10 protein-coding genes are annotated in these 11,233 nt (G+C 56.6%); 4 read left to right on the top strand and 6 right to left on the bottom strand.

Going from position 1 to position 11,233, the window contains the following annotated elements; all coding sequences use genetic code 11:
- The first annotated feature begins 168 nt into the window (after nucleotides 1-168).
- The gene (locus ACR0JE_RS12695; protein WP_480548639.1) at nucleotides 169-1,101 is read left to right on the top strand and encodes an MBL fold metallo-hydrolase; all 933 of its coding nucleotides are present in this window, start codon (nucleotides 169-171) and stop codon (nucleotides 1,099-1,101) included.
- Nucleotides 1,102-1,105: 4 nt separating this feature from the next.
- On the opposite strand, the gene ACR0JE_RS12690 is transcribed toward ACR0JE_RS12695, so the two are convergent.
- From ACR0JE_RS12690 to ACR0JE_RS12680, 3 genes are all read right to left on the bottom strand, one after another.
- Complete coding sequence (locus tag ACR0JE_RS12690; RefSeq protein WP_480864395.1) at nucleotides 1,106-2,437, bottom strand: NAD(P)/FAD-dependent oxidoreductase; 1,332 nt, start codon at nucleotides 2,435-2,437, stop codon at nucleotides 1,106-1,108.
- A 144-nt stretch (nucleotides 2,438-2,581) separates the two neighbouring features.
- Complete coding sequence (locus ACR0JE_RS12685; protein WP_480864394.1) at nucleotides 2,582-2,842, bottom strand: hypothetical protein; 261 nt, start codon at nucleotides 2,840-2,842, stop codon at nucleotides 2,582-2,584.
- Between the two features lie 263 nt (nucleotides 2,843-3,105).
- Nucleotides 3,106-4,764 (bottom strand): NAD+ synthase, encoded by a 1,659-nt coding sequence (locus ACR0JE_RS12680; protein ID WP_480864393.1) that lies wholly within the window; start codon nucleotides 4,762-4,764, stop codon nucleotides 3,106-3,108.
- 153 nt (nucleotides 4,765-4,917) lie between these two features.
- Here ACR0JE_RS12680 and ACR0JE_RS12675 point away from each other — a divergent pair, with 153 nt between their 5' ends.
- Nucleotides 4,918-6,396: an MORN repeat-containing protein gene (locus tag ACR0JE_RS12675; RefSeq protein ID WP_480864392.1), complete on the top strand. Its 1,479-nt coding sequence runs from the start codon at nucleotides 4,918-4,920 to the stop codon at nucleotides 6,394-6,396.
- Nucleotides 6,397-6,400: 4 nt separating this feature from the next.
- On the opposite strand, the gene ACR0JE_RS12670 is transcribed toward ACR0JE_RS12675, so the two are convergent.
- Nucleotides 6,401-7,066 carry an SDR family NAD(P)-dependent oxidoreductase gene (locus tag ACR0JE_RS12670; RefSeq protein WP_480864391.1) on the bottom strand — a complete coding sequence of 222 codons (666 nt, stop codon included), beginning with the start codon at nucleotides 7,064-7,066 and terminating at the stop codon, nucleotides 6,401-6,403.
- A gap of 274 nt (nucleotides 7,067-7,340) precedes the next feature.
- Here ACR0JE_RS12670 and ACR0JE_RS12665 point away from each other — a divergent pair, with 274 nt between their 5' ends.
- Nucleotides 7,341-8,909, top strand: a complete 1,569-nt coding sequence (locus ACR0JE_RS12665) for a 2-isopropylmalate synthase (RefSeq protein WP_480864390.1) — start codon at nucleotides 7,341-7,343, stop codon at nucleotides 8,907-8,909.
- A gap of 84 nt (nucleotides 8,910-8,993) precedes the next feature.
- Here ACR0JE_RS12665 and ACR0JE_RS12660 read toward each other — a convergent pair whose 3' ends face one another.
- Nucleotides 8,994-9,866 (bottom strand): LysR family transcriptional regulator, encoded by an 873-nt coding sequence (locus ACR0JE_RS12660; protein ID WP_480864389.1) that lies wholly within the window; start codon nucleotides 9,864-9,866, stop codon nucleotides 8,994-8,996.
- Nucleotides 9,867-9,955: 89 nt separating this feature from the next.
- Here ACR0JE_RS12660 and ACR0JE_RS12655 point away from each other — a divergent pair, with 89 nt between their 5' ends.
- Nucleotides 9,956-10,261 carry a YciI family protein gene (locus tag ACR0JE_RS12655; RefSeq protein WP_480864388.1) on the top strand — a complete coding sequence of 102 codons (306 nt, stop codon included), beginning with the start codon at nucleotides 9,956-9,958 and terminating at the stop codon, nucleotides 10,259-10,261.
- 79 nt (nucleotides 10,262-10,340) lie between these two features.
- On the opposite strand, the gene ACR0JE_RS12650 is transcribed toward ACR0JE_RS12655, so the two are convergent.
- Entirely contained in the window at nucleotides 10,341-11,126 is a 786-nt protein-coding gene (locus ACR0JE_RS12650; protein ID WP_480544313.1) for a 23S rRNA (adenine(2030)-N(6))-methyltransferase RlmJ, read from the bottom strand.
- Nucleotides 11,127-11,233 lie beyond the last annotated feature (107 nt).

Raw genomic sequence — 11,233 nt, 5'->3', positions numbered from 1 at the left:
GATATGACAGATGCCCAAAGGTATTCCTTTCGGCCATCGCTCTAGCAGCTACCGTACTGTTCTGGCTGTAAATCAATGAGTCTGGAGCCTAAGTACCGGTGTATAAAGTGGCACGCGATCCGAAGCGAACTACCTTTTTCGCTGGCATTCTGACAGGGAGACTAAGAAATGGCCATCAATTTGACACGCAGAGCGGCCCTTGGCGCCGCCGCAGCCCTTCCATTTGCATCCGCAGCGACCCCACTTTTTGCGGCCGGAGCCGAGACAAAGGCGAACTCGACCATCGCAAGATCATTCCAGCTGGGCGACTTTACGGTCACAACCCTGCTTGATGGCAGCCTGCCACGCGACGGCGCGCAGGAGATCTTCGGGGGCGGCGCCTCGGATGAGGAATTCGCGAAAGTATCGGCCGAAAACTTCATCTCGCCTGACGTGGCACAATTCTTTTTCACGCCGACTCTGGTGAACACAGGTTCGGAACTGATCCTGTTCGACACCGGGCTTGGTCAGGGCGGCATTCAGGCCGCTTTGGCAGATGCAGGTGTCACGCCCGATCAGATTGACGTGGTCGTGCTGACCCATATGCACCCGGACCATATCGGTGGTATGACCACGAATGACGCGCCGACATTCGCAAATGCGCGCTATGTCACCGCGGCACCCGAGTATGACTTCTGGTCCGCTCAGGAAGCCGGGAACCGGGTCGGCGATCTGGTTTCTGCCAAAGTCACGCCTCTGGCAGAAAAGATGACCTTCATCGAGGATGGCGGTGACGTGGCCTCGGGTGTGACGGCGATGGCGACATTTGGACATACCCCCGGTCACATGGTCTATCACTTGGAAAGTAACGGCCAGCGTCTTATCCTGACAGCGGATCTTGCCAATCATTATGTCTGGTCCTTTGCGCACCCCGAATGGGAAGTTCGGTTCGACATGGACAAAGCTGCCGCAACGGAATCACGTCGTAAGATTTTGGGCCTGCTGGCCGCCGACAAGGTACCGATGATCGGCTATCACATGCCCTTCCCCGCTGCCGGTTTCGTGGAGACACGTGGCGACGGCTTCCGCTTTGTTCCGGTCAGCTATCAGATGATGGGCTAAGCGCTCAATAACCTGGGTCCGGCCGCACTTTTGAACCATCGCTGAACCGCGACAAGCGAAAAGCGGCCGGGTCCACGCAGGACGCACACTGGGTTACCAGATCGGCCGCCAAACGCCCGGCCCCCGGTCCAATCCCAAAGCCATGCCCCGAAAACCCTGTGGCAATGACCAATCCAGCGACGTTATCCGCTTTGGAAATCACCGGAATCGCATCTGGTGTAACATCGATTAACCCAGCCCAGCTTTGCACGATTTCTGCCTTGTGAAGGGCAGGGAATCCTTCAGTGGCGTTGGCCCAGGCATTGCGCAGAACCTTCTGCGATGGCTCTGGGTCCAGAACCCTGCAATGCTCGAAAGGGGTGACATCGGTGGGTAGCCATTTCCGATCTTGCGCGGCTTCAACCTTCCAACGGCCAGACAGCCGAAAGCGCAACGACCTCCATTCCTGAACAAACGCTGGCAGAAACTGCAACGCCAGCCGGAAGCTATCGGGCACAATGTCATAGGTGTTTTCATGGCCCGACGCGATGGTGTATCCCCCATCCGCGCGCTTTCGGATGGCAAAATCATCTGACCAAAGCGCAGCTTCGGGACCATCCTCAACAGGCGAACTGCGCATGACGGTGTTCAGGACTTTTAGCTGCGGCAAATCGATCCCGGCATTGCCTGCAAACAGCCGCGACCACGCCCCACCTGCCAGCACCACCTGGTTGCATGCAACGCGCCCGCGTTCGGTAAATACACCCGTGATCCGACCATCCTGCAGATCAAGACTGCGAACAGCACAATTGGTCATCACCGCAGCGCCTTTGTCTCGCGCACCTTCGGCAATCGCAGGGGCCGCAAGCTGTGGTTCCGCGCGCCCGTCCTGCGGCATGTATAGCGCGCATTTCAAGTCGGTTTCTTGCCCGTGCAGCAGCTCTGCCAGTTCAGGTCCTGAAACCATCCGTGCCCCGGTCTGCAGCCCGTCAACGTTGCGCAACCAGCGTTCCAGATTGCCCGCGTCCCGCGCTCCAGACGCTCCGAACAGGATGCCTGCCTGTGTGTAGCCAGTCGGTCGCCCAATGCGCGCATCCAGATTCGGCCAGATGCGCAAAGCCTCTTGCATCAACGGAATCTCACGCGGGTCACGCATGCCAAGCCGAACCCAACCCCAATTGCGAGAGCTTTGTTCCCCCGCAATCTGACCTTTTTCGCACAGCAAAACCGAAACTCCACGTTCGGCCAGTTCCAACGCGGTGGACGCGCCAATAATGCCGCCGCCGATCACGACAACATCAACAGTTTTTGGCATCGAAAGATCAGGTTCAAATGGAGTTGGCTTTGGGCCTGGCATCAATGACTCGTTCTTACGATATACGAGCCCTCAAGATGCCAGAGAGGAATGCTCTGACAACGGAAATCAGTAGCTATCAAACCGATAGTGCAATCCTGTGGCAAAGGTGCCAGCAGGCCAAGTGCGTGATAGATTTAGCAGCGTTTAAGCTGCGCCGGACAGTTCAGCCCATTTCTGGCGCAATGTCCCGGACAATCCACCGTCTTTGGCAGTGTCCTTAGCAGAAATTTCTGGCTGCGACTTCAGGTCAGGGAACTCTAGGCGCTGCGAGGGTTCCGCCTTCTGCTTGCCGATCAGATCGGCAATTGCTGCGTCTAGCTTTACCTCATCCAGCTCCTGCGCCGGAGATTCCATCGTTCTGTACTGCCACGGCTTGTGCAGAGACTTATCGTATTCCTCGTACATGTTAACACCACACCATTAACTCAGACATCCAACCCCGGATGCACCACACAGACAAAACACTTGTCGAAAACTGCGAACTCTACAGCAATGCGTCACATCCGCCCCATATGAGGCAACTTCTAAGCATAAATGTGGCAGAAAAATGTCAGTCAAACAAGCGCTGACATCGGCAGAGTCGCTTGAAACTGCTTGGATTTATTCGATTTGTGGAAACGGTTGCGGCATTGAGGAGTTACTGTTTCCAAATTCAGAAACCGCAGCGCTTAACCACGATCCCGCCAGCGATTCACAATTGGGTACCGTCTGTCCAACCAGAATGCGCGGCTGGTCAAACGCGTGCCAGGGGCGGATTGGAAACGCTTGTATTCGCTGATGTAGACCAGATGTTCAACCTTGCGCGCATCCTGTTCATCATATCCTGCGGCAACGCAATCGGCGATAGATCCATCCTGATCCACAAGAATATCAAGTATGCCGTCCAGCACGGGATAATCCGGCAGGCTGTCGCTGTCTTTCTGATCTTTTCGCAGCTCAGCGCTTGGAGGTTTATCGATGACCGAAGGGCGAATGACCTCACCTTCGGGTCCCTTCATCCAATTGCGATGATTGGCATTGCGCCAGCGGCAGGTTTCAAACACGCGGGTTTTGTACAGGTCCTTGATCGGGTTATAACCGCCATTCATGTCGCCATAGATCGTGGCATAGCCCACCGCGACTTCAGATTTGTTGCCCGTGGTCAGCAACATCTCGCCAAACTTGTTCGAGATCGCCATCAGCAACACACCGCGCAGGCGAGACTGGATGTTTTCTTCTGTTAAATCAACCTCATGCCCCACGAACAATGGGGCGAGTGTATCCGTCACGGCAGCGCGACTGTCCGAGATCGGAACAAAGTCATAGTGAACGCCCAGCGCTTTTGCGACCGCCTCAGCATCATCAAGAGATGCCTGGCTGGTGTATTCCGATGGCAGCATCACGCAGCGCACATTCTCGGCCCCTATCGCGTCCACCGCAATCGCTGCAACAAGGGCAGAATCCACACCACCTGACAGGCCCAGCAACGCCTTTTTGAAACCGGTTTTCCCCATGTAATCACGCAAGGATTCCACCATGGCGCGATAGTCCTGCTCCCACGCATCGGGCTGCGGCACGATTTCGGCAGGAACAATCCGCCAACCGTCATCGCCACGCTCCAGATCCACATGAGTCACCGTTTCATCAAAAACCGGCATGCGAAACGCCAGTTCTCCACCCGGATTCAGGCCAAATGTAGCCCCATCGAACACCTGATCGTCCTGCCCGCCGACCATATTCAAGTAAATCAGCGGCAGACCTGTCTCGACCACCCGCGCGACCATATGGTTCAAGCGCACATCGTATTTGTCGCGGAAGTAGGGCGATCCATTGGGGATTAGCAGAAACTCAGCCCCGGTTTCTTCGAGCGTTTCGGCAACATCCGGGTGCCAGCTATCTTCACAGATCGGGCTGCCGATGCGCGAGTTGCCAACCGAATACGGCCCACCCAAAGGGCCTGAATCGTACAGACGAACCTCGTCAAACACCGTTTCATTGGGCAGGTGATGTTTCAGCACTTTACTGGTGATCCGCCCGCCCTTGAGGATCAGATAGGCGTTGAACAGGCTGTCATCCTCGGCCCAAGGACCGCCGATGGCCAGTGCCGGGCCGTCGGCGCATTGCTTGGCCAGTTCCTCAACCGCAGCCATGGCCACACGGTGGAACACCCGCTTCATGATCAGGTCCTGCGTGTTGTATCCGGTGATGAACATCTCGGGTAGCGCGACCAGATCAGCTCCGGCCTCGCGACCTTGTTCCCAAGCCGCAAACGCCTTGGCTGCGTTGCCCTCAAGATCGCCCACAACAGGGTTGAGTTGCGCCAGTGTGATACGGAAACGGTCGGCCATGCTGCCCTCTTGCCTTCGCCAGTCCTACTGCATTTAGCAGATCATTGCGCGAGTGGAAGACCAATGGCTCAAAAGCCGTTGCTCTGATCTGTGCGGTCCCCTATTTTTGCCCAAACGCATATGAAACCGACGATCGGGCAGGCAGGACAAACCATGAAGCTGATCCGCAATTCTCTCACAGCCGGGATTCTGTGCCTGTCGATCACGGCGGCATGGGCCCAGGATGGTACTGTGATCGTCAAAGATGACGAACTTGGCGGGGTCTATGAGGGCACGTTTGAAAACGGGTTGCGCCACGGCACAGGCACATACCGGTTGCCGGACGGGTTTGAGTATTCCGGTCAGTGGGTCGAGGGCGAAATTCAGGGCCAAGGCACGGCCCGCTTCGCCAACGGGTCTGTTTATGAGGGCCAATTCGCCAAAGGACAGCCCGAAGGCCAGGGCAAAATCAGCTATGCCGATGGCGGGACCTACGAAGGTGAATGGCTTAACGGTGCAATCAACGGCTCAGGCATTGCTGAATATGCCAATGGCGTGCGGTATGAAGGCGGGTTTCAGAACGCCCGCCATCACGGCAAAGGCACTCGCACTGACCCTAATGGCTATATCTATGACGGGGATTGGGTCGACGGCGCACAGCAGGGCGCGGCGCGGATCACTTATCCCGATGGGTCGGTGTATGAGGGCGATGTGCAGCAAGGCCAACGCCACGGGCAAGGCCGTTTGGTCCAATCGGATGGGTTGGAATATGACGGGCAGTGGGTTCAGAACCTGATGACCGGAACCGGGCGGCTGACACTGGCCAACGGTGATGTTTATGAAGGCGAGGTCGCCGAAGGTCGCCGTCAAGGCAAAGGCAAAGAGACCTATGCCAATGGCAATGTCTATGAAGGCGACTATCAAGACGACCGCCGCCATGGCAAAGGCACCTTCATCGGGACTGATGGCTACCGCTATACCGGCGAGTGGTCCGAGGGTCAGATCGAAGGATTTGGTGAGATCACCTACCCCGACGGCTCGGCCTATATCGGTGCGCTCAGCGCCGACCTGCCGCATGGCAAGGGCCAAAGCACCTATGCGGACGGGACCGTCTATGACGGAGAATGGATCGCGGGAGTGTTTGAGGGAACCGGTACTGCGACCTATCCCAACGGAACGGTTTACACCGGCCAGTTCCGCAATGCGGTGAGCCATGGAACCGGCACGGTCACCTTCGCCAATGGGTATCGGTACGAAGGTGAGTGGGTCGATGGTGTCCGTCAGGGCAAAGGGAAATCTACCTTTGCCGATGGCACGGTGTACGACGGCGACTTCATCAACGGCGCACGCCACGGCAAAGGGACGATTACCGCGCCCAGCGGATTTACCTATACGGGCGATTGGGCTGACGGAAAGATCACCGGCGTTGGCGTGGCAACCTACCCCTCGGGCGATGTCTACGAGGGCGGGTTTTTTGAGAACAAGCGCCAGGGTCAGGGCACAATGCGCTATGCCAATGGGCAGGAAGAAGCGGGTGTCTGGGACAATGATGCCCTGTCGTCCGAAGAGACCCCTGAAACCGGTAGCGAAGAAACAAACGCGCAAGAGCCTGCTTCAGACGGTGAAAACCCCGAAGCGCCTGCAGACAACTAAGCTGCTACCACGGTACGCGCGCACCTGACCAGTCGAAGAACCCGCCTGTGTCTTCGGGCGTCAGCCCGTCAATCACGCTCAGAAGGTTTTTGGCAGCTCTATCCGGCTCAACAGCGGGATGGCGGCCAAGATATTTCCGTGTAAACGCTGTTTTAACGGTGCCGGGATGCAGCGCGACGCAGATCGCTTGCTTATGCGTTCGGGCCAGTTCAATCGAGGCTGTGTGAACCACCTGATTAACCGCCGCTTTGGACGCGCGATAGCTGACCCAGCCGCCCATGCGATTATCCCCGATCGAACCAACCCGCGCCGAAAGCACCGCAATCACTGACGGCCTGTTTCGAGTCAGCAGCTTATGCGCCCGGCTCAAAACCAATGCCGGTCCAACCGCGTTCAAGGCGAACTGATCCATCATGGCCTGTGCTGTCACCGCGCGCATGGTCTTTTCAGGCTGCGCGCCATTGATTTCTAAGGCTCCAGACGCGACCAAAACCAAATCGAATGGATATTGAAAAGCATCAAGTGTTTTCAAGGCTGCCTCGGGCTCAGTCAGATCGAACCCGTCACCTGACCGCGACAATCCTGTCACCGCCACCTGCTGCGCGGTAAGCTGATGTCTCAGCGCGCTGCCAATTCCACCTGATGCGCCAATGATCAAAGCCGTTTTCATATTGGGCGACCTAGCGGTTTGGCCCCTGAGGTCAATAAAACGATCAAATCGCCCCCACCCTAATTTTGGTTCTTTTCATTCGCCGCGTGCTCTGTATAACCTGATCCCATGATCAACCGCGCAGATATCCTTGTTGCCGACACCGCCCTTCGTGGTGCCTCGCTGCGTGGCCTACTGATCCTAATCCGCCTCTGAGCGTGCCATCCGGCGCGCCCGCTCAGAGGAGGACGCCAGCGCGCCATAGGCTTTAGGACAGAAGAAGAAAGAGAATCCCATGACCAACGTGACCGACCAAGACCGTGTCTTGATCTTCGATACCACTTTGCGCGACGGCGAGCAGAGCCCCGGCGCAACCATGACCCATGATGAAAAGCTGGAAATTGCTGAACTGCTGGACGAGATGGGCGTCGACATCATCGAAGCCGGTTTCCCAATCGCATCCGAAGGCGATTTTAAAGCGGTGTCCGAGATTGCCCAAAGGTCGAAAAACAGCCGCATCTGCGGCCTGGCCCGTGCCAATTTCGCCGATATCGACCGCTGTTGGGAGGCGGTGAAACACGCCAAACAGAACCGCATTCACACCTTTATCGGCACCTCGCCGCTGCACCGCGCCATTCCAAATCTGACCATGGATGAAATGGCGGATAAGATCCACGAAACGGTCAGCCACGCGCGCAATCTGTGTGAAAACGTGCAGTGGTCACCGATGGATGCCACCCGGACCGAATGGGACTACCTGTGCCGAGTGATTGAGATTGCGATCAAGGCCGGGGCTACAACAATCAACATCCCCGATACCGTGGGCTATACCGCTCCGGTCGAAAGCGCTGACCTTATCAAACGCCTGATCGAGACAGTACCCGGCGCGGATGAGGTGGTGTTTGCCACCCATTGCCACAATGACCTTGGCATGGCGACCGCGAACTCTTTGGCCGCTGTCGCCGGTGGCGCGCGTCAAATTGAATGCACCATAAACGGTCTGGGCGAACGCGCAGGCAATACAGCCTTGGAAGAGGTCGTGATGGCCCTGCGCACCCGCAATGACATCATGCCCTGGCACACTGGCATCGACACTACCAAGATCATGCATATCTCGCGTCGTGTGGCGACGGTGTCCGGCTTCAACGTGCAGTTCAACAAAGCCATCGTCGGCAAGAACGCCTTCGCGCATGAAAGCGGCATCCATCAGGACGGGATGCTGAAGAACCGCGAAAACTTTGAGATCATGCGCCCCGAGGATATCGGCCTGTCGGGCACCTCTTTGCCCTTGGGCAAACATTCGGGTCGTGCCGCGCTGCGCGACAAGCTGGAAACGCTGGGCTTCGAGGTTGGCGACAATCAATTGCGCGATATTTTTGTACGGTTCAAAGATCTGGCCGACCGCAAGAAAGAGGTGTTCGACGATGACCTGATCGCCCTGATGACCCTGGATGAGGCGGATGACCATCTGCAGCTGGTGTCGATGAAAGTCACCTGCGGTACCGGCGGGCAAGCCGAAGCGACGGTCGAGCTGGAAATGGATGGCAAGGACATCATCGCAACCGAGCATGGCGATGGCCCGGTTGATGCCGCGTTCAAGGCCATCCGCGCGATCCACCCGAACACAGCCCGCCTGCAACTCTACCAGGTGCATGCGGTGACCGAAGGGACAGACGCACAGGCGACGGTTTCGGTACGTTTGGAAGAAGATGGCATGATCGCCACGGGCCAATCAGCGGATACTGATACGGTCGTGGCCTCAGCCAAGGCCTATATCCACGCCTTGAACCGTTTGATCGTCCGTCGGGAAAAAGCCGGCCCGGGTGCTGATGCGCGCGAGATCAGCTATAAAGACCTGACCTGAGCAAAGTCTTCCAAACATGGAGCTCCCGCACCCGTGGGGCCCCTCTGCTACGAAACGAATGAGCGACGCCTCGTGCGTCGCTCATTAAACCCAGTCTAAATTGCCAAGCCAGTCTTTGGCCGCGTTGATTGATAGTCTGGAAGCCTGATCGACATGTGACAGCAACCAGATTTCCCGAGTTGGGGGTCTAGCGCCACCATCCAGTTCTACTTCTCGAAATCGCGGATCGTTAGAGACAATCGCACTTGGAAGCAACGTTTTCCCAATCCCCGCCGCAACAGCCTGCATCCCGGTCTCGATATCGACGATCTTCAGATTGGCACGCATATTGGAGGACTTCGCAGCGTTTTCGAGCCAACGTGCCTGCGGTAAATTCAAATGTGCGTCGTCATAGGTGATCCAACCCAGATCACTATCTCGGGTCGATGAGAGGGAGCTTGCTGCGTAGGCTGCGAATGATAACTCGCCCAGTTTTTGCGCTTTGGTTCGCAATCCTCCTGCATGCGGGCGCGCGAAACGCACCGCAAGATCGGCCTCGCGCTTGGACAGATCCAAGTTGTCAGAAGTTGGAACCAACTCAACGGTTAGGCACGGGTGCAAACGTCCCAAGGCGGCTATGCTAGGCACCAACAAATGGTTCACGATAAACGGCACCGAACTGATGCGGACGCTACCCGTGAGATTGCGCCCGTTATCACCTGACATTTCTCCGATTGCGACATTCTCTACCTCGATGGATTCCGCATGTGTCAGGATTTGCAGCGCCGCATCTGTCGGTTCGTATTGTCCGTTGGCACTGCGCAAGAACAAATTGGTTTCTAGCGCCTGCTCCAGAGCCTTGATCCTGCGGGCAACCGTCGTTTCGCTGACACCGAGCGCGCGTCCTGCGCGTGCAAGCTTTCCTTCGCGGCGAAGGGCCAGAAGATACTTGAGATCGTTCCAATCATGATCCTGCATTTTTGCAGGTTAAGCTGTCATTTTTACTGGCTCAACCTTCGGTTTTGATGTGGCAGTCTTTTGGGCACACAATTCAGTGGAGGTACAAAATGAAATTCATCATCCTATTTGAAGATGCGCCTGATGCCGACCCCAACATACGTAAAACACATATGTCAAAGCATCTGGATTTTCTTGAGTGGAACTCCGACAAGATCGAAGCAGCCGGCCCTTTGTCAGATACAAACGAGCAAGGGCGCGATGGTTTGTGGATCGTTGAGGCGAGCTCAGAGAGTGATGTAGATCAACTCGTTCACGAAGATCCATTTTGGTCGACAGGTCTCAGAAAGTCTTACTCGATCATCAAATGGAAACAGGTTTATGCGAATGGCATGAGGCAGATCGAACCAAGCTGACGCATTGCACCGTGCAGGGTGTAACACCGTTTGAGGCAATCGTCGCAACAAAGCGCTTCGCAGCGCACCACCCTTGCGTCTAAAGAGACGCGAACCGATGTGAAAGGCGAGCCATCTCTCGCTCAATCCCAAACGGTGCGTTCAGGATGAACATCCCTGAACCGACCATCCGGTGCCCCTCGCGTGCGGGTGGAAATCTCACTTCGTGAAACACGGTCTTCGGGTAGTTTTGCGACCTTAGCGCCTCGATCATGGAAGCGTGGCGCCCATCGGTCAGGATCGGGTACCACAAGGCGATTACACCCACATTCCATTTGCGATGGAATTTAGTGATGAGCCCCGGCAGGCGTGCATAGTCGGCTTTCACCTCGTAGCTGGGATCAATCAGCATCAGCCCACGCCGCGGGGTCGGCGGCAGCAGGGATTGCGCCAGTTCAAATCCATCCTGCTGATAGGTCTTCGCCCCATAAGATGACACTGTCAAAGACAGGGCCGCAAACTCCTGCGGGTGCATCTCTGCGAAATGCAGCGCGTCCTGATCCCTCAGCAGTTGCGCCGCGATCAAGGGTGACCCGGGATAGGCCGGCGCACCATGTCGCGCCTGTGTCGTCTGCAGCACCTGGGTCATCGGATGATCAGCCCCGAACCATGCCTCACGCCGAGCACGCTCGATCCCGGCTGCTGCTTCGCCGGTTCGAACCGCTTCTTCCGCGTCCAACTTGTACAGACCGCGCCCGGAATGCGTTTCGATATAGCTGATCGGCTTGTCCTTGCGGGTCAGATATTGCAGCACCCACGCCAACAAAGCGTGCTTTTGTACATCAGCCAGATTTCCAGCGTGGTAAATATGTTGATATGAGAGCATTTTGCCTTCTAAAGTCCCTATCAATGAGGCGAAAAGGTGCTGATTGTCGCGGAATCAGCCCTTTTACCGGGCGAGTTGGCACCCTATAAGTCATCCGTCCCGGAACC

It is taken from the genome of Ruegeria sp. H3, assembly GCF_056533095.1.
This window is presented reverse-complemented; position numbering and strand designations above follow the sequence as displayed.

Coding starts and splice junctions, on each gene's coding strand:
- ACR0JE_RS12680 (WP_480864393.1), bottom strand. CDS start 4,764: ATGGCCGACCGTTTCCGTATCACACTGGCGCAACTCAACCCTGTTGTG.
- ACR0JE_RS12675 (WP_480864392.1), top strand. CDS start 4,918: ATGAAGCTGATCCGCAATTCTCTCACAGCCGGGATTCTGTGCCTGTCG.
- ACR0JE_RS12685 (WP_480864394.1), bottom strand. CDS start 2,842: ATGTACGAGGAATACGATAAGTCTCTGCACAAGCCGTGGCAGTACAGA.
- ACR0JE_RS12660 (WP_480864389.1), bottom strand. CDS start 9,866: ATGCAGGATCATGATTGGAACGATCTCAAGTATCTTCTGGCCCTTCGC.
- ACR0JE_RS12650 (WP_480544313.1), bottom strand. CDS start 11,126: ATGCTCTCATATCAACATATTTACCACGCTGGAAATCTGGCTGATGTA.
- ACR0JE_RS12695 (WP_480548639.1), top strand. CDS start 169: ATGGCCATCAATTTGACACGCAGAGCGGCCCTTGGCGCCGCCGCAGCC.
- ACR0JE_RS12690 (WP_480864395.1), bottom strand. CDS start 2,437: ATGCCAGGCCCAAAGCCAACTCCATTTGAACCTGATCTTTCGATGCCA.
- ACR0JE_RS12665 (WP_480864390.1), top strand. CDS start 7,341: ATGACCAACGTGACCGACCAAGACCGTGTCTTGATCTTCGATACCACT.
- ACR0JE_RS12670 (WP_480864391.1), bottom strand. CDS start 7,066: ATGAAAACGGCTTTGATCATTGGCGCATCAGGTGGAATTGGCAGCGCG.
- ACR0JE_RS12655 (WP_480864388.1), top strand. CDS start 9,956: ATGAAATTCATCATCCTATTTGAAGATGCGCCTGATGCCGACCCCAAC.